Origin of the sequence: Actinoplanes sp. GCM10030250 (assembly GCF_042666575.1) — a bacterium.
GTDB lineage: Bacteria > Actinomycetota > Actinomycetes > Mycobacteriales > Micromonosporaceae > Actinoplanes.
Genome location: NZ_JBHTDO010000018.1, coordinates 110,713 through 134,503 on the forward strand (window position 1 = coordinate 110,713; position 23,791 = coordinate 134,503).

Sequence of the window (23,791 nt, forward strand, 5' to 3'; positions counted from 1 at the left end):
TCAACGCACGTTGGGGGCGCGTTCGGGGCCTTGGGCGGGGTACTCAGCGAGCAGGGACCGCGTGTAGGCAGCAGCGGTCAAAGCGGCGTAGCCCTGCCAGCTGTCGGACTTGGAATCGTCGCCGAAGTCGGAGATGCCGCGAACCATGAACCACGACCTGCCGGTTCGGACAGCACCGGCGGCGATACCGGCACCCTCCATCTCGAGGGCCACGACCTCGTATTGGCGCGCCAGCTCGGCCCTGATCCTGGAACTGCGCAGAAGCATGTCAGTGCTGCCGATGGCGGCCCGATGAACAGTGGGATCGTCAGCGTCGCTGTCCGGGCGCATGAAGGACGGAATAGCCGCCAGTCGGTGCACAGTCTCCAGCCACGGCATCGCCCCGGCGGCCTCACTCGCCTGCAGGCGACGATCGGCCGCCAGCAAGAGTGTCGACGGCGGTGTTCGCCCCAGCGGCCGCGGCTCCGGGCCATCCGCCGTGCGTGTGTGGCCGAAGTCGACGATGCCATCGGTGGCAACGACGATGTCACCCAGCCGAATCTCCTCCTCGCCCGCGGAGCGCCGAATACCGGCGGCGATACCGCAGATGATCACGAGGCGGAGACCGGGAAACGACCGGGCCATGGTGGTGGCGAGCGTCGCCGCGGATCGGGTCCCGTCCGGGGGGAGCGTCGCCAGAACGACGGTGTGCTCATGCCCTGGTTCCGGGCCCGGCACCGATCCGAGGACATAGCGAGTCGGATCGCCAGCGATCATTGTCGGACGGGCGTCGTCGAGAACGGATCGCACCGCATGTGCCTCGACGGGGAGGGCCGTGATGATGCCGACCGTCGCATCGAGAGCAGAACGAGGTGAGACCGGGTCGGCGGTGGACAGGGCGCCGGTTGTGGAGGCTGCCCACTCGGGATCAGGCGACGGAAGCCGATCACCGAAGGAGCCCGCCGTCGATACGAGAGCCCGCAGATAGGCCGCGACGCATGCTCTGGCCGGACCGTCGTTCGGCGTGCCCTGGACCACGAACCAGCTGAGGCCCTGGGCGTCGGCCGCTGCCGTGATCGCCGGAGAAAAACGATCGACGACCACACCGGGCTCGGCGAACTGGTTCGGCCCGACGAAGGTGGCGGTCCTGACCGTGGGCACCGCCCCTGTCTCATGCGCAGGCCACACCACGGCGGCCGGTATCGCCGGGCCGGAAGCAGCCGACAGGAGCCCATAGTCGATCCCGGGAACCTGCGACATCCCCTCGCTCCCGGCGACGACCCTTCTCGCAACGACGATTTCGTAGGCTTCAGGATCGGAATCGGCCGGGAACGTACCCGCCACGATGATCGTCCGCAGTTCGGGGAATTCGCGGATGAGCTCATCGACAACCCGGTCCGCGGAAGCACCTTCGTTGACAGCCGCGAGCACCACCCCGTGGCCGTGGTCCGGATCAATCTCGCTGGGTATGACACCGACCTGGCATTTCAGCGAGCGAAGGAACCGATAGTCGAACACCTCGTCGATGACGTCGTCCAGCAGGTCATTCGGGGGCCCGGGTTCGGTCACGATCGCCACGGTGATCCACGGGATCGCCGTCGGTGGTGGTGCGGGCAGAAGGGCGGTCTGCTGCTGGAGCAGCCGATTCTCCATCGCGACGAACCAGCTGTGGCCCAGCGCCGTGCCGACCTCAGCGGAAGCCTCCTTCTCCCGCTGCAGCCACTCGTGCGCGCGCTCAGGATCCAGCAGGCTCAGCGCCGTAAGCCGCTGCGCGTTCTCCAGTTCCGGCAGCGCGTGCCAGGCCGCGGAACGGTCCGTGTACTGCTCCAGCAGGGCCGCCACCCGCCCCAGCCGGTCACCGCCGAACTCGGACACCAGCTCGCTGAGCAGGGTGTTCCGGAGCGCCGGATCAACCTCGTAAAGCCCCTCGCCGATCTCCCGGACCACCGGCGACAGCAGCAGGGCGGCCTCGGTCTCGTACGGCAGCGGCACCGGGATGTCGACGAAGAAGTTCACCCGCAGCAGGTTGAGGAAGCGGGCATCGAGAGCGACCGGGACGGCTGCGTGCCGTGCGAGATCGACCGCTCCGGGCGGGAGGCCGCGGATCGCCTCGGTGAGGGCGCCGGTGGTCACAGCGGCTGTTCCAACGGGATCGGGCGGCCGCGCAGCACGTTGACGGCACGGTACATGCCGGTGCGGGTGAGGGGGAACATCGGCAGGTGGCGGGACAACTGGCCGGCGGTGGTGCGGGACCAGAGTCGCGGGGCGACCGGGTTCAGCCAGACCAGCCCGCCGGTGGCGGCCCGGACCGCCTTGCCGAGGGCCACCGTGTCGAGCAGCCGCGGCGTGTTGAGGCCGCCCCGGGCGGCACCGGCGTCGCTGACGACAACTGTGCTGGTCGCCCGGGTGGCCGACGACAGGATGCCGGCCAGCTCCACCGGGTCGGTCAGCTCGGGGTCGCGGTAGACGCGGCCGCTGGTCAGCGGGCGGATCTCGTCGAGGATCGGGTCGAGGGCGGGGCTGAACGGATCAGGCAGCGCGGCGAGGGCATCGTGGCTGGCGCTGCGGCCGGCGGTGTTGTGAAAGTAGGCGACCGTGAAGACGTCGAACCGGCCGGCGCGTTGCATGGCCTGCCGGATGTGGTCGACGTAGTCGTGGAACGGCGCCATCGAGCCGTGCCGGTCGATCAGCAGCAGCAGGCGTGTGGCGTTGCGGCGGGCTGCGACGAGCACCGGTGGGGTCCGCACACCGCAGCGGGCCCGCAGGGTGAGGGTGGCGTCGACGTCGAGTTCGACGGGCGGGCCCTGCCGGGTGGGGCGGCGCAGCGCCCGCCACACCTGGACGATCTCGCGGACGGTCAGTGGGTATGACGGGGCCAGCACCAGGCTGGTGTCGCGCCGGCCGGTACGCGGGGGCGGGTGGGCCAGGCCGGGAAGTCCCCACAGAGCGGGTTCGGGCCGGGCCGGTTCGGGTGCCTGCTCATCGGATGACGCGACTTCGGCCTCGTCGCCGTCTCCGGTGTCCGGGTCCGCGTGGCCGTCCGGTGCCTCGCCGGCGCCGGGCGCCGACCATTGCGGCGTGCCGACCCGCGCGAACGCCGCGCCGATGATGTCGGCTTCGACCGGCGACTTCGCCCACAGGGCCAGGCACAGGCGCTGGAGATCAGTGTCGGAGGCCAGCCCGAACCCCGCGGCCAGGGCCCGTTGCAGGTCCAGGCAGTCGTCCACACCGATCTGCAGTCCCCGCCGGCGTAATTGGCCGATCAGCTCGTACAGGAAGGGTGGTGTGGTGGTCACCGCCCGGCCAGCCAATCCGCGACCCGCAGCTGGTCGGTGTGCTGTTTGATCAGGGCGCCGGCTGCCGGCAGGCGGACGATCTCGTCGGCGGGGGTGTCTGTCGCCTGCAGATAGCCGATCCAGTCCAGCAGTTCGCTGAGCCCGGGCTTCTTGGCCAGATCCAGCTCTCGCAGTCGCAACAGCATGGCGACGGCGTTGTCGCTCAGCTCGCCCTTCGCGATGCCGTGCAGGCCGAGGATCGTGTCTAGGTCGCCGGGCGAGTCGGGGAAGCGGACGTAGTGGAAGATGCAGCGGCGGAGGAAGGCGCTGGGCAGCGCCTTCTCCTCGTTGTTGGTGACGATGATGATCGGCCGCAGGGTGACCTGGCCGGCGGGTACGGCGTACCGCGCCCCCGGCAGCTCGGCGATCTCGAAGCTGAGCTGGTCGAGCTCGCGCAGCAGGTCGTTGGGGAAGTCGATGTCCGCCTTGTCGATCTCGTCGATCAGCACCACCGACCGGCGGCCGTACCCGGCCCGGACGATCGCCCGTCCGAGCGGGCCGAGCCGGACGTAGACGGAGTCGTCGCGGGCCCGGTCCAGCTGTACGTCGTAGAGGCGGCGGACCGCGTCGAAGGTGTAGAGCAGATCCTGGCCCCGGCTGGTGGACTTGATGTAGGCCTGCTCCAGGGGCAGTCCGAGCGCGTAGGCGACCGCGTGCGCCAGCCGCGTCTTCCCGGCACCGGGGTCGCCCTGCAGCAGCAGCGGGCGCCCGAGCGCGATCGCCAGGTTCACCGCGTTCTCCAGGTCGGGTCCCGCGACGTACGGTTCCCGGTCCACCGGGATGAGATCGGGATCCTCGGCGGCGATCGGATCCGCCCACGGGTCCTCGATCATCTGCGGGTCCGGGGCCTCGTCGACTCCGCCGAAGCGGACGGAGAGGTCGGCGGCGTGTCGGGTCAGCACTGGATCTCCAGCTCTTCTAGGTGGCTGAGCAGCCCGTCCGGGTCGAGCCGGACCCGTTCGATGTAGTGCTCGAGAACCTCGTAGGTCAGGCGCAGGTCCAGGGTGTTGCCGTCCTCCGGCACCACGCGGACCTGTTCCACGATGGCGGTCGTCCAGGGTTCGGCGAGCGACCTCGGCCACCGGCGTACGGCCACCACGTGGCGGGCCCATTCGGCGACGTCCCGCCGCTGGACCGCCGGCGACTCCAGCTCCGTGACATGGTCGGGGAACCCGTCGGCGGGCCGGCCGACGAAGAACAGGATGAGCCGCTTGCGGGGCTTCCCGCAGGCGGTACGGACGCGCTTCCACAGCTCGTCGACCAGGGCGGTGTCGGCGTTGTCGACAAGGATCGGGCAGACGACGTTGGTGCCCTCGAGTTCGGCCAGGTAGCGGGTCACATACCGCTCCAGGGTCGGCAGCGCCGCGATCTCGGGGCGCAGGCCGAGCTGGCTCTTCTGCGCCACCTCGCCGATGTAGGTCGGAAGCCACGCGCAGAGGTTCATCACGACCTTCATGTCAACGCCGGCCAGGCCGAACGCGAAGGACCGGTCGTCGCCGCCGAAGAGCGTGGCGAGGATCGCCGTCTTGAGCGGGTCCATGTCGAAGTGCGCGGTGTGCATCAGGTGCTGAGCTGTCGATTCCTGCCGCTGCCCCACCTTTATCCGGAGCTTGAAACGACCGACGACCTTGGTTATCGGTACGGCGTACAGAACGTTCGTGGCCCGCGGCCGCTGGTCGCGCGGGGCAGCCCGTTCATGGAGCTGTTCGACAAGGATCCCGACAACGAGCGAGTTCGCTATCACCGCACTGCCGGAGTAGCCCCCGAAGTCCTTCAGCCCTTCCTCGACCTTCAACTGCAGGACGGTCATCTCATGGCCGTCGGCGTTGGTCATCAGGTGCTCGACGGCCGACACCGTGCCGGTGAGCTGGGCCGCGTTCGGGTCGGGACGTGATGTCACCCGCCACTCGGCCTGCTGGCAGGCGATGCCGAGCGGAGCTTCGAACGCCAGGGATCGCCGCACCCACAGCAACGCCGTGTCGATCTCCTCATCGACCTCGACCCTGTCCACCTCGACGAGGGTTCCGGAGGACGTGACGAAGGAGAGTTCCGGTGCCTCGCGCTTCTCGAGGACATGTGCCGCGGTGGCCACGATCCGATCCGTGAGGCAGAAGCCACTGCCCAGATCGTGATCACCCGCCATGACGCGCCCGTCGATCATCCGCGGCTCGGTCCAGGCACGAGCGGTTCGGACACCGAGGCTGCTCCTTCAAGGACCCGCAATGCAACGATCCGCGGATGCAGGACCCGCGAATGCAACGATCCGCGGATCCACCGATCCGCGGACGGAGCCACACCCTATCGCCGGAACCACAGTCGACGGCAGGGTGAAAACGGGCGGGAAGACGACACACGCGGGCAGCCCGCGCCCACCGGTCAGCACCGATGAGCGCGGGCGCGTCTCTGTCGCAGTGTTTCAGCGGACCATCAGGTCGTTGCCGGCGACGCCGATCCGGCAGGTGAAGCTCAGCCACACCTTCCCCGCGACGCCCCGATTGCCCACATCGGTGCATTCGTTGCCGGGCGGGGCGGTGTAGACCAGGATCGGGGCCGGCCGGAGGGTGGTGCGCTGCTGGTGTGTGACGAGCAGGTCGTAGCCGGCGAACCCGCCGCGTAACCGGAAGCTGGTCCACAGGCCGCTGGTCACGCCGCTGGAACCGATCTGGTTGAGTGCGGCCGTCCCCCCGGACGGGCGGGTCAGCAGGTAGGTCTCGGCGACGGCGGCCGCACCGGCTCCGGTCGAGCCCGGTGCGGCGGGCGCGGCCTGCGCCGGGGCGGCCGCGATGAGCCCCGCGACAGCCAGGCCGCCGACGGTGAGCCAGCGGGCGGCGGTGGTGGTAGCCATGTGATTCTCCTCTGCGGAGGCGCCGGCCCGGCGTGTTGACGCGGAGGAACCGGCTCCGGAAACGATGGGGTTTGCCTCACTGGTTCGCGGCGGCGCCGGGTTCTGGATGACTGGAGTCGCCGACGGACTTCAGTTCCCCCGCGAGGGAGGGCCAGCGGTCCGCGGCCCACGCCGCCCAGCCGGGCCACGCCGGTGGTGGGTCGCCGCTGAGTTCGGCCTCGTCAGGCACCTCGAACTGCCCGCGCCAGGCGTCGAGGTCGGCTTCGGTCATCGGGAACGTGGTGTGCGGTGCGGTGGCCTGCCGGTGTGCGATCCGGGCGCGCTGGACGTCGCTGTCGACGGGCAGGTAGATCACCTGGCAGGAGGCTCCGGCCGTGGTCGCCAGCCGGCGCAGAGCCGACCGTTCGTCACGGCTCCATAGCCCGAAGTCGAGGACGACGTTCGTCCCCAGCCGAAGGGCCTGCAGGGCGACGAGGATGAGCCGGCCCTCCAGGATGTCGCGTTTGCGACCGGCCGTCGACTCGCCGAACAGCGGGATCATCCACTCGTCCGGTGTCAGCCGCAGCGCGCGGTGCGCGGCGGCGAGTTTCGCGGCGTGAGTGGTCTTTCCGGCTCCGGGGAGCCCGACCATCAGGAACAAGAACGCATGGGACATCTGCTCTCCGGATCACGCGGGACGATCCGGCAGCGCGCAGACTCGGGCTGCCGGCATGACACTGATCCGGCGGTGGTGAACCGCCGCTATGCGGCGGCGCGAATGTTCATCGCGGCAAAACAGCCCATGGCGAAGCAACCCATATCGTGACCATAGCCGATCACCAGAATTGACCGTTGTGGGTTTCCGGCCGCGGATCGGTGGGCATCGGTGGCGTGGTGAACACCGGTGACCTCCTCGATGACCGTTTCCGGCTGCGTGAACGGCTGGGCGTGGGCGGCATGTCGGTGGTGTGGCGCGCCCAGGACGAGGTGCTCGGCCGGGATGTCGCCGTCAAGGTGCTCTCGCCGCACCTGGCGCAGGATCAGGACCTTCTGGCGCGCATCCGGGCCGAGGCGCGGGCGGTCGCCCGCCTGCGTCATCCCAACATCGTTGACGTGTACGACTACGGCGAGGCGCCGGGCCCGCTGCCGTACGTCGTGATGGAGGTCGTCGAGGGCCGCTCGCTGTCGCAGTTGCTCTCCGGCGGGGCGCTCACCTGGCGGCTGGCCGTCCTCGTCGGTGCTCAGGTGGCGGCGGCGCTGGCCGCGGCCCACGAGCGCAGCGTGGTCCACCGGGACGTGAAGCCGGGCAACGTGGTGGTCTCGGGTGCCCGGGTGAAGCTTGTCGACTTCGGCATCTCGGCGCTCTCCGGTGATGAGGACCGGGCGGCCGGCCAACTGCTGGGCACGCCGGCGTACCTGGCCCCGGAGCGCCTGGAGAACGGGGTGGTCCGCCCCGCGACCGACGTGTACGCGCTGGGCCTGCTGCTGCACCGGGCACTGGCCGGTCAGCTGCCGTGGCAGGCGTCGACGGCCACCCAGATGCTCATCGCACACCGCTATCAGGAGCCGACCGCCCTCCCCCGCATCGCCGGGCTGCCCGCCGAGGTGGCGGCCCTGTGCCGGCGGTGCCTGGCGAAGGACCCCGGAGCCCGCCCGACCGCTGCCGAGGCGGCGAAGGTGCTGGCCATCGCCGCCGGTCTCAACCCGGCCGTTCTCGAGCTCCCCGGCGCCACCACCGGCACGAACTTCCCGGGGATGCCGGCCGGCAGTGGTGACCCGACGGTACGCGTCCGGGCTCTCGGCACGCGGCTGACCGCCGGGCTGCGCCACCGCAGGCGGGCGGTCGCCGTGACGGGGGCCGCGGGACTCCTGCTGGCCGGGGTGGTCGCCGCGGTGACCCTGCCGGGCGATCCGACCGCCCCAGCGGCGACGGCGCAGGCCGCACCGGTGTCCGTACCCACGACCGAGGCGGTGCCGCAGTGCACCGTCGGATACGTCGTATCGGCGGGTGCGGGCCGGTTCACCGCCCGGTTCAGCGTCGCCAACACCGGCGCGGTGGCGATTCCCGCCGCGCCGCTGACCTTCACGCTGCCGGGCCGGCAGACGCTGAGCAGCGGCGCTCCCGGCAGCTGGCGGCAGAATGGCAGTACGGTCACTGCCAAGCTCGCCGACCTCGCGCCCGGGACTAGTCACGCCGCGACGATCCGCGGCACCTATCAGGGCTCCAACGAGCTGCCGGACCGGTTCCGGCTCAACGGCACGGCCTGCCAGGTGGTCCTGTCCGTGGCGGAGGCGGCGGCAGACCGGGCGGCCGGGGACCAGGCGCCTGCCGGGCAAGCGCCGGTGGGGCCGGCGCCCGCGGGGCCGGCGGCTGCTCCGGAGCCGGTCAAGGCGACGAAGACGGTAGATCCCGCCAAAGCAGCCAAGAAGGCCGAGAAAGCGGAGAAGAAGAAGGAAAAGGACGACGAAGACGAGGACGACGATGACGAGGAGTGATTACGCGGGCACCACCAGTGGGCCCCCGGAGCCTTACGGCACCCGGAGACCCCCGGCGGTATTGCTCAACCTCTGACCGGCACCGGTCAGAACGGTGCGGGACCGCGCCCCGCCAGCGACATCAGGATCTGCGTTGCGAGCAGCTTCCGGACGCCGGTGACAGCCACCTCCCCCACCTGGTCGTATGGGAGTTCGAGAGACAGCCCGTCTCCCGCATCCCGGACGTTCTCGTTGTTCTCGTCGGGCCGGAACGTGCCGCCCCAGCCGTCGACGCCGCCGCGCTGGTTGGTGCTTAGCGAAGCCATGCCGGACACGCGTGTGCCGTCGGCGAGAGTCAGCCTCGCCGGACCGGAGTAGTTCGTCATAGTTCTCAACCGTATCCGGCCACGCCGGTAGCCCGAGCGGGCCACCTCGGGAAAACATGATGAGGGTGGCAATGCTAGGGCGCCGCGGCGAGCGCGGAGCGCCGCCCGTCGATCGGCTCCACGGACGCTCCGGCGCGGCTCCGGCGGGCGCCGGCCCGGCCCGCATTCGCCCGATCCGGTGAACCAGGCGAACGCCGCGACGGCTCTGATCAGCGGGAACGGACGACGGCCGCCAGCTCGCGCACACCGGACCACAGCCGATCCTCGGTCATCTGTGAGTAACCGAGGATCAGCGCCGGTGGCCGGCCACCCTCGCTCCAGTAGTCAGCCATGGTGGCCAGCGAGATCCCCCGCTCCCGGGCGGCGGCCGCGATCGCCGCCTCGTCCGCCGTGCCCGGCAGCTCCACCGTCACGTGCAGACCGGCCGCGATTCCGCGCACGGTCGCCTCCGGCAGCGACGAGGCGAGGGCCGCGATGATCGTGTCGCGGCGCCGCCGGTAGCGCAGCCGCATCCGCCGCAGATGCCGGTCCAGGTCGCCGCGCTGCAGGAAGTGCGCGAAAGCCAGCTGCTCGATGCGGGCGGTGCCCTGATCGAGCAGCAGTTTCTCCGTTCGCACGGCGTCCACCAGCGCGGACGGCAGCACCATCCACCCGAGCCGCAGGGCGGGAGCCAGGACTTTGCTGACAGTTCCGGCGTACACCACATGATCTTGATCTAGGCCCTGCAGCGCGCCCACCGCCGGCCGGTCGTAGCGGAACTCCGCGTCGTAGTCGTCCTCGACGGCGATCGCACCCCGGGTGCGGAGCCAGGTGATCAGCGCGGTGCGGCGTTCCGGCGCCAGCACCACCCCGGTGGGATGCTGATGCGCGGGCGTGAGGACCACCGCGTCCACCTGCCGCGCCGCCAGCACGTCGACCCTCAGGCCGAGACCGTCGACGGGTACGGCAACCGCCTCCAACCCCGCACCGGATGCGATCCGCGCCTCCTCCCCGCTGCTCGGGTCCTCGAAGGCGATGCGCCGCGCACCCCGCCCGGCGAGCGCCCGGCAGATCAGGCCGAGACCCTGTAGGTAACCGTTGGTGACCACGATCCGTTCACGCTCCGCCACCACGCCGCGAACCCGGCCGAGATGGCCGGCCAGGCCGTTCCGGAGCGCGTCGGTGCCGAAGGGGTCGCCGTAGCCGAGATCGGCCACGCTGATCTCGGTGACCGCGTCCCGCAGACAGCGCGCCCAGGCAGCCCGGGGGAACGAGGACACGTCGGGGCGGGCGGGCCGGAAGTCGTAGCGGACGGGCCGGCCGTCAGCGGGCCGGGACACCGCGCCGGCGGCACCGGGGAACGGGCCGGCCGCGATCCGGGGCATGGCACCCTGCCGCAGGGCGAGGAATCCCTCGGCCGCCAGCTGGGCGTACGCGTCGACGGCGACCTTGCGGGAGACACCGAGCTGGGCGGCCAGCTCCCGGGTGGACGGCACCGGCGTACCGGCGCGCAGGCTCCCGTCCCGCACCGCCTGGCGAACCTGGCTCTGGATCTGAGCGCTCAGCGTGCCGGGCCGCTCCCTCGAAACGGTCAGCAGGAAGTCCACTGGTCCCCTATTCCACGGCAGCACTGGACCTGTTCTTCGTACCAGTTCCCCACCACCGTGAAAGACATGCTCTTCTCCACGTCGGTCGTCGCCCGCCTGCCCCTCGCCACCTTCAGCATCGGACTGCTCGTCCACGTGGAGCACCTCACCGGCTCCTACACCGCGGCGGGTGCGGCCGCGGGAGCCCTCGCCGTCGCACAGGGCTGCGGCGGACCGCTGCTCGGCCGGCTCGTCGACCGGCGCGGTCAGACCATCGTCCTGCTGGGCTCCGCCATCGTCGCCGGTCTCACGCTCGCCGCCCTGGCCGCTGTGCCGGCCGGTGCACCGCTGCCGCTGATCCTGGCGCTCGCCGGCCTGCTCGGCGCCGCTACTCCACCGATCGGCGCGTGCATGCGCACGCTGATCCCCGCGCTGCGGCCGGGCGTCGAGGATCAACGGCGGGCGTACGCGGTTGATGCCGCCGCCACCGAACTGACCTGGGTGTCCGGCCCGCCGCTCGCGCTGGGACTGGGCAGCCTGGCCGGCACCGGTACGGCACTCACCGCCGCCGGAGCGGTCCTGATCGCCGCGACCGCCCTGTTCGCCCTCTCCCCCGCCTCCCGGCGCTGGCGGCCCGCCTCCACCCGGCGGCCGGGTGCCGGCGTCCTGACCTCGCCGGCCATGCGCACGCTGGTGACCGTGCTGGCCGGAGTGGGTGTCGTGTTCGGCGCCACCGAGGTCTCGGTGACCGCCTCCGCCGGCCCCACCGCCGGCCTGCTGCTCGGCCTCTGGGGCGCCGGTTCCCTGGCCGGCGGGATCGTCGCCGCCCGGCTGGGCGGCGGCGCCACCGGCGGCCGCTCCTTCGCCGCGCTGCTCGCCGTCCTCGGCGTGAGCCACCTGGTCCTGGTCGCCACGCCCACCGGCCTCGCGGCCGGCCCGTTCATCGCCGTGGCGGGCCCGCTCATCGCCGTGGCGGGCTCGCTGATCGCCCCGGTTCTGGCAAGCTCCTATGCCATGGTCGACCGTGCCGCACCGGCCGGCACGGCCACCGAGGCGTTCGCCTGGCTGGCCACCGCCACCGCGATCGGCACCGCGGGTGGTGCGGCGGCGGCCGGCGCCCTCGCCGACGTGACTACACCCGCGGCTGGCTTCGTCCTCGCCGGTGCCGCCGCCCTGGCCGCCGCGCTCCTCGCCCTGATCCGCATCCCGTCCGCGCGGAGGAGCACGGCCCGCCCGGCGGCGAACCGGACCTCCTCAGCTGACGCGCACGCCGGTCACGGTGGCGGCGGTGCCTCATCCGAGCCGCGCGCGGACCGATCACCAACCAGTGAACCTTTTTCCAACCTGGCGTCGAGCCCGGTGGCGCCGGGCCGTTACCAGCGCCATCAAGGTGCGGCCTCGCCACGTTGAAAAAAGTTCAGTGTGTGACAACTCGCCGGGGCCCGGACAGGTACCGGGCATGAACAACGAGAGATACGCCGCATGAGCGGAACCGAACCCGGGGAGCGGGCCGACCGGTTCCGCCGGCTGCACCTCGAGACGTACGCGGACCTGCTGCGGTTCGTCGAGCGGCGGGTGCCCGCCAGTGAGGCCGAGGACATCGTGTCCGCGGTCTTCCTGACGGCCTGGCGGCGCTTCGACGACATCACGGACGACGCCCGGCCGTGGCTGTTCGCCGTGGCCCGCAAGACCATGGCCAACGGCAACCGCGGCTGGCTGCGCCGGCAGGCCCTCGACGTCCGGCTCGTCACCCTCGAACCGCGGGAGCCCGGTGACGACGGCACGGGCACTGCCGTACGCATCGATCTTGAACGTGCCTTGCGCGGTCTGCGCCCCGCGGACCGTGAGGTCCTCGCCCTGATCGCCTTCGACGGGCTGACCACCGAGCAGGCCGCCACCGTGCTCGGCGTCCGGCGGACGGCGTTCGCCATGCGCCTGACCCGCGCACGGGAACGGCTCCGTGCCGCCCTGGAACCGGCACCGGCGTCAGCCCCGCACACCCTCAAGGAGCAGGCATGGACCGCATGAACGACGTCGACCAGCTGGCTGTTCTCGACCCGGCGCGCGGGCGGGAACCGAGCGAGATGGAGTGGGCGCGCTCGCGGGCGTCCGTCGACCGGATCATCGAGGGCGGGCCGGCCCACCGCACCGCACCGGCCTGGCGGCGGGCGGGGCTCACCGCGGCCGCCGCGGTTGCCGCCGGTGCCGTCGCCGCCGTGGCGGTGCCCGCGCTGATGCCCGGCGCTGCCGAGCAGGCCATCGCCTCCTGGACGCCCGAGCCCGGATCCCTCACCGGCGAGCAGGTGCTGCCGCAGGCGAAGCAGTGCGCCGGCAACGAGGTGGGCGGCCCGCCCGAGGCGGTCGACCCGGCCGACGTGCTGCTCGCCGAGCAGCGCGGGCTCGCCACCCTGCTGATCATGCGCAAGGACAACGGCGTCGTCATCGAGTGCCTGAGCACCGGCGACGACGTGGGGATGGCCTCGATGGGGCTGGTCGACGGGACCGTGCCGGCCCAGCCGGCGGGCCGGATCAACCTGGAGACGATGAGCTCGCTGGGTGAGGGCGACAGCCAGTGGTCCAACATCGTCGGGCTGGTCGGTCCCGGCGTGACCCGGGTCGACGTACGCCTGGACAGCGGCAAGCAGTTCCAGGCGAGCGTGCGCTCCGGCTGGTGGGCGGCGTGGTGGCCGGGCCCCGAGGGCGGCGAGGTGGACAGCCTCACGGTGACCGTGCACACCGGCGAGGGCGACACCTCGTACCGGCCGTCCGAGCTGCCGTGACCGCTGGGGCCGGGCGAATCTCCGCCCGGCCCTCAGCATCTTTTCGGAGAACCGCCTCGTTCACCTGCCGTGGAGGCGTGGTGATGCTCGGGACACGGCGGATGTTGATCGCTTCGGTGATCGGGGCGCTGGCGCTGGCGGGATCCGTGACGGTCACCCCGCCGGCCAGCCACCCGACCGGTCTACCGGAATCAGCGTCGGTCCGGTCGCCGGCCCCCTCGGCAGTCTCGGCTCCCATGACGGCCGCGTACACGTTCGACGCTGTCGGGCCGGCCGCGACGTTCAGCGACGCGAGCGGCCGGGGGCACCACCTCCAGGCGCTGACCCGTAACGGCGCCGCCCTGCACACGATCACCCACGGCGCCGGGAAGGCGGTCAAGTTCCCGCCGGGCTGCACCGGCCGCCGCTGCCCCCGGCTCGCCCTGCACGCCGCGAGCACCCCGGCGCTGAACCCGGCGGCGCGCCCGATCCGGTACGGCGCCACCGTGAAGCTCGCACCGGGACAGACCAGCGACGGCCAGAACGTCCTGCAGAAGGGCTACTCCACCACCGGTGGCCAGTACAAGCTCCAGGTCGACAAGCTCCCCGGCCATCCCAGCTGCGCCATGACCAGCGAGGACAGTCCGACGATCCACCTGGCGACGAGCCGGGCGACCGTCGCGGACGGCGCCTGGCACGTCCTGGAGTGCCGCCGCTCCGGGACCACCCTGACGATCCTGGTCGACGGCCGGGTTCGCGCCGCCACCAGCGTCCCGGCCGGGCTGACGGTGGACAACACGGCCCCGCTGGTGCTGGGCGGCAAGGGCCTGAGCCTCGACAGCGATCCGTTTCAGGGCGCCCTCGACGACGCCTGGATCAGCATCAGCTGAGGGCGACGCGACGGCTGCGGACGCCCTGCGCGACCAGGGCCAGGGCACCCAGGGCGGCCACCGCACCGCCGTACAGGAGGGCGGTCGGGTGCAGGCCGATCCGCCCGGCCAGCACACCGGCGGCGACGGCCGGCAGGCTGAACGCGAGGTACGACACGACGAGCGCCACCGCCTGCAACTCCCCCCGCTCGTGCGGCGCCGCGATCCGCGCCAGGGTGCCGAACGAGGCGAGCGCCGCCGCGCCGAACCCGGCGCCGGAGACGACCGTGCCCACGGCGGCCGGCAGCAGGCTCTCGGCCAGCATCCCGCCGACGGTGATCAGCCCGCCGACCGTCATGCCGGCACCGGCGATCGCCAGCACCCGCGGCGTGGGCACCCCGCGCAGCGAGAACGACGTCAGCGCTCCGGTGCCGCAGATCAGCGTCACCACCAGCCCGCCGACCAGGTGGTCGTGCAGCCCGAACGAGTCGGCGGCGACGGACGGGCCGAGCGACAGGTAGAGCCCGCCCAGCGCCCAGCTCGCCACGATGATCGGCAGCAGCGCGAGCACGTCGGCGCGGAGCCGGGCCGGCACGCCGAGCCGCGGCACCAGCGAGGCCACTCCCCCGGGCCGCCGGGCCGCGGTCTCCGGGAGGTAGGCCACCGCGACGGCGGCGGCGATCAGGCCGAGCAGGAGCACCGCGTAGACCAGGTGGGTGGGGAACGGCGCGTACTCGACCAGGATGCCGCAGCCGAGCGCGCCGAGGCCCAGCCCGGCGACCGGTGCGATGCCGCTGATCAGCCCGGCCCGCCCGGGGGCGTGCGCCGGGTTGAGGTCGATCAGCGTGGCGCCGAGGGTGCTCAGCGCGGCGCCGGTGGCCACGCCCTGCACGATCCGCGCCAGCATCAGCGTGCTGACATCACCGGCCACCAGGAAGAGGATCATGGCGATCACCTCCAGGCCGATGGCACCGGCCAGGACCGGCCGGCGTCCGACGTGGTCGGAGAGGGCGCCGAGGACGAGCAGCGTGCCGATCAGGGCCGCGACGTAGACCGCGAAGATCACCGTCAGCGTCGCCGCGGAGAAACCCCAGAGGCGCTGGTAGACGACGTAGAGCGGGGACGGCACCGCGGCGGCCGCGGCGAAGGTGAGCAGGATGGCCGCGACGGCGGCGAACGCTTGCGGCCGATTCAACTGCCTTTCTCGTACGGTCAGCAGCGTTTCTGTCATGCCGGATCCTCCCACTGTTCCCAGGTCGGACAGACAGGTCTGTCTGCTTCCGTCCTGACACTAGACAGACCTGTCTGTTACCGTCAAGGCATGTCCGTGGCATCACCCCGCAAGTCGGCCCGTGAGCGGCTCCTCGCCGCCGCGGACGAGCTGTTCTACGCCGAAGGCGTGCACACCGTCGGCATCGACCGGGTCATCGAGCGCGCCGGGGTCGCCAAGGCGTCGCTCTACAGCACCTTCGGCAGCAAGGACGAGCTGGTCCGCGCCTATCTGCGGGGGCGGCACGAGAGCCGGCGCACCCGGATTCTGGCCGGGATCGAGCGCTTCGCCACCCCGCGGGAGCGCCTGCTCGGCGTCTTCGACCTGCTCGCCGAGTCGGCCGCGAAGCCGGGGTTCCGGGGATGCGCCTTCTACAACGCGGGGGCGGAGCGGGATCCCTCCGGCGCCGTGCGGGACGAGGCGGACAACAACCGTGCCTGGACCCGGGGGCTGTTCGCGGACCTTGCGAGCGCGATTGGCGTACCCGATCCGGAAGCCCTTGCTGACCAGTTGGTCGTGCTTTACGACGGTGCCCTCGTCGGCGCCCGGCTGAAGCCGGGCCCGCAGGCGCCAGCAGCCGCTCGCGCCGTCGCCGCCACCCTGCTGGACTCCCTCACCCGCTGACGGGCCGCCTCAGCGGGTGGTGGAGACGAACACGCGGTCCCGGCCGGCGCGTTTCGCGGCATAGAGTGCCGCGTCGGCGCGGGCCAGCAGCTCATCGGGCGTCTCGTTGCCGTCCCACTGCGCGGCGCCCGCCGAGAACGTCTGCCCGAGCGGGGTCACCGACTGGAGCCGCTCCATGATGTGGTCGGCGTCGGCCAGCTTCGAGTGGTCGAAGATCGCACCGAACTCCTCGCCGCCGTAACGGGCCAGCAGGTCCTCCGGGCGCAACTCGGCCTTCCAGACGAGCGCGGCGCTGGTGAGCAGCTCGTCGCCGCCCTGGTGGCCGTGCTCGTCGTTGTACCGCTTGAAGTTGTCCAGGTCGACGATCGCGACGACGACGGGCGTGCCGTGCCGGCGGGCGGCGGCGATCCGGCGGTCCAGCTCCACGTCCCACGCCCGCCGGTTCGGCAGGGCGGTGAGCGCGTCGATGTGCGCGACCGCGTCGAGCTGGCTGGCCTTGTCCTGCACCTCGCCGACCAGGTCGACCATGCGGACCGTGACCAGGGCGAACAGGATGATGCACCCGATGCCCGCCGCGATCCAGTCGACCTCGCCGTTCTGCAGGGCACCCTGGGCGAGGAGCAGCACCGGAGCCGCCATGCAGGCCAGGTTGGTCAGCACGACCCGGCGCGGCGACATCTCCGTCACCGGGCTCGGCGGCCGGCCGGTGAGGATGCGCATCGACGGGTGGAGGGCGGCGCCGGCCATCAGGAACGCCGCCAGCGACGTGAACGCGCGAAGGTCAGGGGCATCAAAACCGAGGATCACCGGTACGAGCGCCGCCATGTGCGACACGGCCTGGACCAGCACCGAGACGCTGATCTGCCAGAACGTCGCGTTGCGCGGGCCACGGGAGGTGAAGTAGCGGAACAGTACGCCCAGCAGCATCACGTCGCCGAACGGGAACAGCATGGCGAACGCGCCGCCCGGAAGCGCCGCGTACACGGGCATGAGCGGGCTGACCACCAGCAGCCAGCACGCGAGCGCCAGACCGACACTGATCATCGCGGTGTCGAGCAGACCGGCACGGTCCTGCCGCCAGGAGGCTCCGCGCACGATGAACAGCAGCGCCGCGGCCTCGAGCGGGTAGACGGTCATCACCACCGCCAGCGAGACCGTCGGAAAGCCGGCCCACCAGATGCCGGCACCGGCGACGGCGGTCAGGCCCGATCCCGCCAGCATCAGCCACGGCCAGCGCGGCCGCGGGCGGTTCAGCCGCACACCGGCGACGATCCCGGCCACGAACAGCACGGGCATGACGAGCGTCATGATGCTGTCGGCCGGGCCGCCCACGGTGGTGAACGGCTGCGCCCCGCAGAACAGCGCGCCACCGGCGAGCCACATCAGCCACAGCCGGGTGCGCCGGGTGCGCCGGCCGGCGTCACACTCGTCATCCCGCAGAAGGTGCGTCATGACGCCCCCTTGTCGTCGTCGCGTCGCCCCCTCCATCGGCAGCCGGCGCCAGGTCCTCAAGCCGTCCCGGATTCCGCAACCGCCTCGCCACCCGGACCCGGACCCGGACGATCCTCGCTCACGCTGGGTCAGGAAGCACCCGGCCCAGGCGGGCGAGCGGCGACAGCGCCATCAGGGCCGGGGACAGCATCATGACGCCGGCGGCGAGCAGCAGGGCGGTACGCGTACCCGCATGCTGAGCCAGCAGGCCACCGAGCAGCGAGCCGACCGGTGTCAGCCCCATGCCCGCGAAGGTGATCGTGGCGGCGACACGGCCCTGCATCTCGTACGGCGTGACAGCCTGCCGGATCGCCATGACGGTGACGTTGACCAGCTGACCGAACGCGCCGAACACCAGGTTGATCAGGATCAGCGCGACGACGGTCGCCGTCGACCCGCCGTGCAGCGCGGGCACGGCCAGCAACACGCCGTTGCCGAGCACGGCACCACCGACGAGCACGACCCCGTGACCGAAACGGGCCGGTAGCCGGGCGGCGAGCAGCGACCCGGCCAGAGCGCCGGGTCCGATTGCCGCGAGGGCGAGCCCGACGGTCGTACCCGAAAGGTTCAGATCTCTCGGCAGGAAGATCAGGTAGGCGGTCATCACGGCGGCGAGGGAGATCTGGAAGGCGGCCGAGGCGAGGCACACCGTACGCAAGAGGGGGTTGCCCGCCACGAAGCGCAACCCTTCCCTGATCTGCCGCCAGATTCGCCGCCGTTTCGGGCTCGGCTCGCGGTTACCGATCGTCCGCCGCTCCTCTGGGATTGGCTCGCGGTGACCGATTCTGGCTATCGACACGACGGACGCGACGAAGAACAGCGCGCTGGACGCCGCGGCGATCGGTGCCGGCAGCAGCGACGTCATCGCCCCGCCGAGGGCCGGACCGCCGATCTGCGCCGCCGACCGGCTCCCCTCGATCGCGCTGTTGCCGCGCAGCAACTGATCACGTCGCACCAGGCGCGTCAGCGAGGCCTGGTAGGCCACGTCGAAGAACACCGACATCGCCCCGACCACGAACGCGACCACCAGCAACGCGGGCAGGGTGAGGCCGCCCAGGACGGCGGCCACGGCAGCTCCGACCAAAGCCAGGGTACGGCCGACGTCCGACAAAACCATGACGGTACGGGTACGCCACCTGTCCACCCACACCCCGGCGAACAGCGTGATCAGCAGAAGAGGCGCCTGCCCCACCGCACGCAGCGCACCGAGCTGGTCGGCTCCGACACCGAGCGTCAGCACAGCGACCAGCGGGAGAATGATCAGGGCGGTGTGCTCGCCCAGTTGAGAGGCCGTCTGACCGGCCCAGAGACGGCGAAAATCGGAGTTGCGCCACAAGGTTGGCGTCGACACGGGAACCCCAGGGTTTGCTGCGGGCAAGGAACATCGGCCGCCGTGATTCGGGCGGGTTTCCCGCCGTCGTTCAGGCGGGGGTTCGCTGTGCCGCGCAGTTTCGGGGCAGCACGCGATGACAGGCTTCAGATGTCAGCGCGCGCTCGTGTGACCGGGCATCTCTCAGCTCCTCGCGGGGTCGATCGAGGACGACCCTAGCCCATAGGGTGGCGCGGTGGATTTCGAGCAGGTGCGACAGGCGTACACGTCCAACGCAGACCTCTACATCTCCCTCATGGGTACGAGCGACCAGGTCGACCCCGCCGATCTCGACTTCATCAGCCGCCACCTCGCCCACCGCCCCGGCCCGGTCCTCGACCTCGGCTGCGGACCCGGCCATCTCACCGCCTACCTGCGCGCACTCGGCACCGACGCGTCCGGCCTCGACATGGTCCCGGAGTTCATCGCCCACGCCCGGTCCGCCCACCCCACCGTCGACTACCGCCTCGGATCCCTCGCGAACCTAGACGTCCCGGACCACTCAGTCGCCGGCATCCTCGCCTGGTTCTCCCTGATCCACCTTCCACCGGACGACCTCCCCGCCGTCCTGGCCGGCTTCCACCGAGCGATGGCCCCCGGCGCACCCCTGGTCGCAGGCTTCTTCCACGGCGACTTCTCCCCCTTCGACCACAGGGTGGTGACGGCCTACCGCTGGCCCGTCGACGCCTTCTCCGACCAGCTCAAACTCGCCGGCTTCACCGAACTCGAACGCACCGAACGCCCCGCCGACGGCACCCACCGCCCGGTGGCCGCCATAGCCGCCTCCGCCTCCGCCTCCGCCTCCGCCTCATGAGCCTGCATTACGAGTGGACGCTGTCGTCGCAGCTGCGGGCCCCAAAAGCACCACTCACGCCCAGCCCACCCAGCCGGCTGGCCCGCAGAGGGGTCCGGCGGCCCCAAAAGCACCCCTCACGCCCAGCCCACCAACCCAGCTGGCCCCCAGAGGGGTCCGACGGCCCCAAAAGCACCGCTCACGACCAGCCGCGGAGATCCAGCGGCGGCTACATCAACCCTCTGCCGTTGATCAAATCCGGTGAGGGCAGTGCGAGCGGGAACGCCGTACCGGGAAGCTCAGCGCGCACGCACCGGCAGCCCGTCGATGAGATCGTCGAGGCGCTGAAAGCGCTTGTCCCCCGCATCCGCCCGATAGTCCTCCGGCCAGGTCACATCGTTGCCACCAGGCACTCCCGCCGCCCGCAGCATCACCGTCGCCAGCACGCAGACCGCCAGGTTGATCAGCAGGGCGACAACGCCGGCATACACGCTGGTGCCGTCACCGATCGACCAGCTCGACCCACCGAAATGCTCCGCGACCACGCGGCCGGTCCCATCCAGTTTCGGGATGTCGTAGAGCATCAGCAGACCGGATCCCAGCCCCGCCAGCAGGCCCGCGATGAGCCCCGCGCGATGGAACCACCCGGTCAGCAGCCCGAGGAAAGCCGCCGGAATGGTCTGCAGGATGATCACGCCGCCGATCAGCTGGAGGTCGACCGAGAAGGCGGGATCGACGGCCAGGATGAGGCCGGCCGCGCCGAACTTGACGATCAGCGACACCCATCGGCTGACTCGGGCCTCGGTGGCCGGGGAGGCGTCCGGCCGCAGGTAGGGGCGGTAGAGGCTGCGGGTGAAGGCGTTGGCCGCGGCGATCGACATCACCGCCGCGGGGATCAGGGCGGCGACGCTGAGTGCGGCGTACGCGATGCCCGCCGACCAGCTCGGGAAGAACTCCTGGATCAGCCGCGGCACCACCGTGTTGAGATCACCGTCGGCGGGCGTCACCCCGCGGGCGATCGCGAAGAAACCCAGCATGGCCATCAGCGCCAGCGCCAGGCAGTAGACGGGCAGGGCGGCTGCGTTGCGCCGCACGGTCGCGCGATCCTTGGCCGCCAGCATTCCGACAAGGGCGTGGGGGTACGCGAAAACGGCGAGCGCCGATCCGATGACCAGGGTGAGGAACCCGAGGTGGCCACTGTCCGGCAGGAGCAGGCCGTCAGCGGGTGACGGGGTCGCGGCGAAGTGCTCGCCGGCCATCCGGAAGGTGCGGCCCCACCCTCCGTACATGGCCACCACGAGCAGCGCGGTCAGCAGCATCCACGCCATCAGCGCGTCCTTGACGATCGAGAGCAGAGCGGGCGCCCGCAACCCGGACCGGAACGTGCAGATCGACACCACGGTGACGGCCGCCAGCAGGGGCCATTCGCCGCTGAACCCGACCGTACGCAAAACCGCCTGCAACGACACCAACTGCACCGCGACGTACGGCATGGTCGCAAGGATTCCGGTGACCGCGACCAGCGCACCCAGCCCGGGCGAACCGAACCTGGCGCTCGCGAACTCGCTGTGCGTGAGGAAGCCGTGCCGCCGCATCACCGACCAGGCCCGGGTGGTGAAGACGAAGGTCAGGGGCGTCGTGACGATCGCAAACGGTACGGCGAAGAAGCCGACCGCCCCGACACCGTAGGTGAGCGCCGGTACGGCGATGAACGTGTACGCGCTGTACATGCTGCCGCCGATGAGGAACCAGATCGTCCAGTTGCCGAACGCCCGGCCGCCGACTCCCCACTCCTCCAGCGTGTGCGGGTTCTGCGGTGCGCGCCATCGGGCGGCCCCGAAACCGAGCACCAGCACACCGATCATGAGGACGCTGAAGACGCCGACCTCGATGGTGCGGTCACTCATGGACGTCCTCACGCGTGAGGACGTGTACAACGGCGATGGTCAGGATGGCGAACAGCGCGCAGGCGAACTGGTACCAGAAGAAGAACGGCACTCCCGCCAGCATGGGTTCGATCCGGTTGGTGAGCGGGGTGAGCAGGGGCGCGACCGTCGGCAGAACCAGCAGCCACTGCCAGTGGCGGGACCGCCTCATGGGTGGGTTGCCGCTTCGCGCAGGTTCTCCGCGGCGTCTGCGGGCAGCAGGTATCCGGCCCGGATGTTGCCCAGGTCAGCGCGGACGACCCGCGCGACGTAGGCGGCGGGGCCGCGGTACAGCCGGTCCAGCACGGCCGCGTCGAACGGGACGTGGGTGCCGAACAGCCGGCAGAACGATTCGCCGGTGTTGTCACCGCTGTTCAGCGCGGTGGGCGCGGCGACCTGCGACAGCCGGACACCGCCCCGGGCCAGGCCGAGCTCGTCGCGCTGCTTGGTGCCGTCAGCCTCGACGACCAGGGGCTTCGCGGACGGTGGCGGTGTGCCGTGGCGTACCCAGCGTTCGAGATGCGCGAACGACGCGGCGACAACGTGGTGCAGCGGGACCCGGCTGAACGGCGGTTGCGCACAGTCGTAGACCGGGGCGGCGCCGAGATCACGGACCGAGATGGGCTGCCGGTAGACCTGACCGGCGTACCCGGAGTGGGCACTGCCGGCCACCTCCCACCGGCGGAACGTGCCGGTGTCCGGCGGCCGCACCGCGCTGCGCACGTCAGTTTCGGACAGCACCTGGAACACCGGCTCCGGACCACGCCGCGCCGGTGCGGTTCCGACGATCAGCCCGTAGCCGTCGAAGACCGCCTGCACCTGCGGCAACACCCGGTCGTAGTAGACCGTCATCCGGGCCGCCGACTGCGACGCGCCGATGGCGAGAACGGTCCGGGCCTTCAGCCCGCCGAGCAGACGGCCGCTTGCGGTCAGTGCCTTGCCGGCCTGGGCGAAGATTTCGTACGAGAGTTCGTCCGCGACAAGCGTGCCGGAGCCGGTGACATCGAGGGTGCCGTAACGGGCCGGACTCCAGCCGCGCAGTTGATCCACACCCACGCGCTGGGCGGAGACGCCGACCCACGCGTACCCGGCCCTGGTGACGGTGTCCACGTCCCACAGCGCGTCGAGGTCGTACCCGGCGGTGACGTTCTGCCACTCGACCAGGGCGGTGCCGTTGAACCGGTGCGCCTTCGCCGGACGGCGCACGATGACCCTGGTGGTGTACGCGACGTCCTCGGCCACCCGCAGCCCCGACGTGTCCCAGCCGTCGGCGCGGCCGGAGAGCAGGAACTCCTGCTCCACGTAACCGCGGGCGGCCAGGTTGTCGGGAGTGGCGAAGAACGGGTAGGTCTCCGCGATGTCCGGTGACCTCGGATCGCCGGGAAGGCTGGCGGGGAGCGGCCCGGTGACGTGCGCTCCCCGGTCCGTTTCGTGACCGGCGGCGGCCGGTGCGCTCAGCAGGGTCGAGGCCGCAACGGCGATCGCGACGGCGATGGATCGCTTGGTCATGCCGCACCATAAGCAGTCGTCTATATGTTGGGCCACGGTCGCGGGAAAAGCTGCGACACGTGTCTCAGCCGGCCGCCAGCAGAAGTGTCCTGGCGGCACGCTGGGCCACCCCGAGATCGGCGGGCCGGCCGGCCACCAACTCCGCGTAGAGCGCCGACTCGATGATCCGCACGTACAGGTAGGCGAGGTCGGCACCCGCACCCGCCAGCCCGAGCTCCTCGAAGATCTCCTGCTGGGCGACGACCACCCGCCCCGTCAGCCCTCCGGCGCTGGTCAGCAGGACCCGCGCCGCGGCCTCCGGCTCCGCCGCGATGAACCGCAGGAACGGCTCGGACGCCAGCAACCCCCGGGTGAACCGATGCGTGATCTCCAGGGCACCGTCAACCCCGGATCGCGTACGCCGGCGCCGCGCATCGCTCAGCATCCGCTCCGCGAGCCGCCACAGCACCTCACCGAGCAGCCGATCCCGCCCGTGCGACACCCGGTAGAGGGTGGCCCGGCTGATACACATCACGGCCGCCAGCCGATCCATGTCCACGGTGCCGTACCGCAGAAAGAACCGGCACCCCGCCCGCGTCACCTCGTCGTCGCTCACCACCCGGCGGCCGTTCACCCCAG

The 23,791-nt window shown here is 71.4% G+C and carries 22 protein-coding genes; 7 read left to right on the forward strand and 15 right to left on the reverse strand.

Translation table 11 applies throughout. The annotated features are described in order from the left end of the window. The 6 genes from ACFQV6_RS23075 to ACFQV6_RS23100 form a co-directional block, all read right to left on the reverse strand. Entirely contained in the window at positions 1-2,112 is a 2,112-nt protein-coding gene (locus tag ACFQV6_RS23075) for a hypothetical protein (RefSeq protein ID WP_378029625.1), read from the reverse strand. Continuing rightward, positions 2,109-3,275 (reverse strand): hypothetical protein, encoded by a 1,167-nt coding sequence (locus ACFQV6_RS23080; protein WP_378029626.1) that lies wholly within the window; start codon positions 3,273-3,275, stop codon positions 2,109-2,111. Before ACFQV6_RS23080 ends, ACFQV6_RS23075 begins: the two co-directional genes overlap by 4 nt. Then, complete coding sequence (locus tag ACFQV6_RS23085; protein WP_378029627.1) at positions 3,272-4,216, reverse strand: AAA family ATPase; 945 nt, start codon at positions 4,214-4,216, stop codon at positions 3,272-3,274. Before ACFQV6_RS23085 ends, ACFQV6_RS23080 begins: the two co-directional genes overlap by 4 nt. Then, positions 4,210-5,475 carry a serine protease gene (locus tag ACFQV6_RS23090; RefSeq protein ID WP_378029628.1) on the reverse strand — a complete coding sequence of 422 codons (1,266 nt, stop codon included), beginning with the start codon at positions 5,473-5,475 and terminating at the stop codon, positions 4,210-4,212. The genes ACFQV6_RS23085 and ACFQV6_RS23090 overlap by 7 nt, the downstream gene beginning before the upstream one ends. Before the next feature lie 255 nt (positions 5,476-5,730). Further along, positions 5,731-6,159, reverse strand: coding sequence for a hypothetical protein (locus ACFQV6_RS23095; RefSeq protein WP_378029629.1), 429 nt, complete (start codon positions 6,157-6,159; stop codon positions 5,731-5,733). Between the two features lie 76 nt (positions 6,160-6,235). Beyond that, a complete protein-coding gene (locus tag ACFQV6_RS23100) occupies positions 6,236-6,814 on the reverse strand; it encodes an AAA family ATPase (RefSeq protein ID WP_378029630.1) in 579 nt (192 codons plus the stop codon). 176 nt (positions 6,815-6,990) lie between these two features. On the opposite strand from ACFQV6_RS23100, the gene ACFQV6_RS23105 reads away from it, so the two are divergent. Further along, the gene (locus ACFQV6_RS23105; protein WP_378029631.1) at positions 6,991-8,634 is read left to right on the forward strand and encodes a serine/threonine-protein kinase; all 1,644 of its coding nucleotides are present in this window, start codon (positions 6,991-6,993) and stop codon (positions 8,632-8,634) included. An 86-nt stretch (positions 8,635-8,720) separates the two neighbouring features. On the opposite strand, the gene ACFQV6_RS23110 is transcribed toward ACFQV6_RS23105, so the two are convergent. Both ACFQV6_RS23110 and ACFQV6_RS23115 read right to left on the reverse strand, forming a co-directional pair. Next, positions 8,721-8,999, reverse strand: a complete 279-nt coding sequence (locus ACFQV6_RS23110; protein WP_378029632.1) for a hypothetical protein — start codon at positions 8,997-8,999, stop codon at positions 8,721-8,723. A 209-nt stretch (positions 9,000-9,208) separates the two neighbouring features. After that, positions 9,209-10,585, reverse strand: coding sequence for a PLP-dependent aminotransferase family protein (locus ACFQV6_RS23115; RefSeq protein ID WP_378029633.1), 1,377 nt, complete (start codon positions 10,583-10,585; stop codon positions 9,209-9,211). A 66-nt stretch (positions 10,586-10,651) separates the two neighbouring features. Here ACFQV6_RS23115 and ACFQV6_RS23120 point away from each other — a divergent pair, with 66 nt between their 5' ends. The 4 genes from ACFQV6_RS23120 to ACFQV6_RS23135 all read left to right on the forward strand — a co-directional run bounded on the left by ACFQV6_RS23120 (position 10,652) and on the right by ACFQV6_RS23135 (position 14,213). Continuing rightward, positions 10,652-11,974 carry an MFS transporter gene (locus ACFQV6_RS23120; RefSeq protein ID WP_378029634.1) on the forward strand — a complete coding sequence of 441 codons (1,323 nt, stop codon included), beginning with the start codon at positions 10,652-10,654 and terminating at the stop codon, positions 11,972-11,974. Between the two features lie 72 nt (positions 11,975-12,046). Beyond that, a complete protein-coding gene (locus tag ACFQV6_RS23125) occupies positions 12,047-12,592 on the forward strand; it encodes an RNA polymerase sigma factor (RefSeq protein ID WP_378029635.1) in 546 nt (181 codons plus the stop codon). Next, positions 12,580-13,344, forward strand: a complete 765-nt coding sequence (locus ACFQV6_RS23130; protein ID WP_378029636.1) for a hypothetical protein — start codon at positions 12,580-12,582, stop codon at positions 13,342-13,344. The genes ACFQV6_RS23125 and ACFQV6_RS23130 overlap by 13 nt, the downstream gene beginning before the upstream one ends. Positions 13,345-13,580: 236 nt before the next feature. Next, positions 13,581-14,213, forward strand: coding sequence for a LamG-like jellyroll fold domain-containing protein (locus ACFQV6_RS23135; RefSeq protein ID WP_378029637.1), 633 nt, complete (start codon positions 13,581-13,583; stop codon positions 14,211-14,213). Here the strand turns inward: ACFQV6_RS23135 and ACFQV6_RS23140 are convergent. Then, positions 14,206-15,423: an MFS transporter gene (locus tag ACFQV6_RS23140; RefSeq protein ID WP_378029638.1), complete on the reverse strand. Its 1,218-nt coding sequence runs from the start codon at positions 15,421-15,423 to the stop codon at positions 14,206-14,208. The two genes, ACFQV6_RS23135 and ACFQV6_RS23140, sit on opposite strands and share 8 nt — an antisense overlap. A gap of 90 nt (positions 15,424-15,513) precedes the next feature. Between ACFQV6_RS23140 and ACFQV6_RS23145 the strand changes: the two genes are divergently transcribed. Continuing rightward, the gene (locus ACFQV6_RS23145) at positions 15,514-16,086 is read left to right on the forward strand and encodes a TetR/AcrR family transcriptional regulator (RefSeq protein ID WP_378029639.1); all 573 of its coding nucleotides are present in this window, start codon (positions 15,514-15,516) and stop codon (positions 16,084-16,086) included. A 9-nt stretch (positions 16,087-16,095) separates the two neighbouring features. Here the strand turns inward: ACFQV6_RS23145 and ACFQV6_RS23150 are convergent, their stop codons facing one another. After that, a complete protein-coding gene (locus tag ACFQV6_RS23150; RefSeq protein WP_378029640.1) occupies positions 16,096-17,538 on the reverse strand; it encodes a diguanylate cyclase domain-containing protein in 1,443 nt (480 codons plus the stop codon). A 118-nt stretch (positions 17,539-17,656) separates the two neighbouring features. Further along, positions 17,657-18,928, reverse strand: coding sequence for an MFS transporter (locus ACFQV6_RS23155; RefSeq protein ID WP_378029641.1), 1,272 nt, complete (start codon positions 18,926-18,928; stop codon positions 17,657-17,659). A gap of 214 nt (positions 18,929-19,142) precedes the next feature. On the opposite strand from ACFQV6_RS23155, the gene ACFQV6_RS23160 reads away from it, so the two are divergent. Beyond that, positions 19,143-19,760 carry a class I SAM-dependent DNA methyltransferase gene (locus ACFQV6_RS23160; RefSeq protein ID WP_378029642.1) on the forward strand — a complete coding sequence of 206 codons (618 nt, stop codon included), beginning with the start codon at positions 19,143-19,145 and terminating at the stop codon, positions 19,758-19,760. A 278-nt stretch (positions 19,761-20,038) separates the two neighbouring features. Here the strand turns inward: ACFQV6_RS23160 and ACFQV6_RS23165 are convergent, their stop codons facing one another. From ACFQV6_RS23165 to ACFQV6_RS23180, 4 genes are all read right to left on the reverse strand, one after another. Next, complete coding sequence (locus ACFQV6_RS23165) at positions 20,039-21,646, reverse strand: sodium:solute symporter (protein ID WP_378029643.1); 1,608 nt, start codon at positions 21,644-21,646, stop codon at positions 20,039-20,041. Continuing rightward, the gene (locus ACFQV6_RS23170) at positions 21,639-21,836 is read right to left on the reverse strand and encodes a DUF3311 domain-containing protein (RefSeq protein ID WP_378029644.1); all 198 of its coding nucleotides are present in this window, start codon (positions 21,834-21,836) and stop codon (positions 21,639-21,641) included. Before ACFQV6_RS23170 ends, ACFQV6_RS23165 begins: the two co-directional genes overlap by 8 nt. Next, positions 21,833-23,173 (reverse strand): alpha/beta hydrolase domain-containing protein, encoded by a 1,341-nt coding sequence (locus tag ACFQV6_RS23175; protein WP_378029645.1) that lies wholly within the window; start codon positions 23,171-23,173, stop codon positions 21,833-21,835. The genes ACFQV6_RS23170 and ACFQV6_RS23175 overlap by 4 nt, the downstream gene beginning before the upstream one ends. Before the next feature lie 64 nt (positions 23,174-23,237). After that, complete coding sequence (locus ACFQV6_RS23180) at positions 23,238-23,786, reverse strand: QsdR family transcriptional regulator (RefSeq protein ID WP_378029646.1); 549 nt, start codon at positions 23,784-23,786, stop codon at positions 23,238-23,240. Positions 23,787-23,791 lie beyond the last annotated feature (5 nt).

What these genes read in the sequence shown, in the direction of transcription:
- ACFQV6_RS23090 (WP_378029628.1), bottom strand. Translation starts at nt 5,475, where the DNA reads ATGATCGACGGGCGCGTCATGGCGGGTGATCACGATCTGGGCAGTGGC.
- ACFQV6_RS23095 (WP_378029629.1), bottom strand. Translation starts at nt 6,159, where the DNA reads ATGGCTACCACCACCGCCGCCCGCTGGCTCACCGTCGGCGGCCTGGCT.
- ACFQV6_RS23100 (WP_378029630.1), bottom strand. Translation starts at nt 6,814, where the DNA reads ATGTCCCATGCGTTCTTGTTCCTGATGGTCGGGCTCCCCGGAGCCGGA.
- ACFQV6_RS23110 (WP_378029632.1), bottom strand. Translation starts at nt 8,999, where the DNA reads ATGACGAACTACTCCGGTCCGGCGAGGCTGACTCTCGCCGACGGCACA.
- ACFQV6_RS23120 (WP_378029634.1), top strand. Translation starts at nt 10,652, where the DNA reads ATGCTCTTCTCCACGTCGGTCGTCGCCCGCCTGCCCCTCGCCACCTTC.
- ACFQV6_RS23125 (WP_378029635.1), top strand. Translation starts at nt 12,047, where the DNA reads ATGAGCGGAACCGAACCCGGGGAGCGGGCCGACCGGTTCCGCCGGCTG.
- ACFQV6_RS23130 (WP_378029636.1), top strand. Translation starts at nt 12,580, where the DNA reads ATGGACCGCATGAACGACGTCGACCAGCTGGCTGTTCTCGACCCGGCG.
- ACFQV6_RS23135 (WP_378029637.1), top strand. Translation starts at nt 13,581, where the DNA reads ATGACGGCCGCGTACACGTTCGACGCTGTCGGGCCGGCCGCGACGTTC.
- ACFQV6_RS23140 (WP_378029638.1), bottom strand. Translation starts at nt 15,423, where the DNA reads ATGACAGAAACGCTGCTGACCGTACGAGAAAGGCAGTTGAATCGGCCG.
- ACFQV6_RS23145 (WP_378029639.1), top strand. Translation starts at nt 15,514, where the DNA reads ATGTCCGTGGCATCACCCCGCAAGTCGGCCCGTGAGCGGCTCCTCGCC.
- ACFQV6_RS23150 (WP_378029640.1), bottom strand. Translation starts at nt 17,538, where the DNA reads ATGACGCACCTTCTGCGGGATGACGAGTGTGACGCCGGCCGGCGCACC.
- ACFQV6_RS23165 (WP_378029643.1), bottom strand. Translation starts at nt 21,646, where the DNA reads ATGAGTGACCGCACCATCGAGGTCGGCGTCTTCAGCGTCCTCATGATC.
- ACFQV6_RS23170 (WP_378029644.1), bottom strand. Translation starts at nt 21,836, where the DNA reads ATGAGGCGGTCCCGCCACTGGCAGTGGCTGCTGGTTCTGCCGACGGTC.
- ACFQV6_RS23175 (WP_378029645.1), bottom strand. Translation starts at nt 23,173, where the DNA reads ATGACCAAGCGATCCATCGCCGTCGCGATCGCCGTTGCGGCCTCGACC.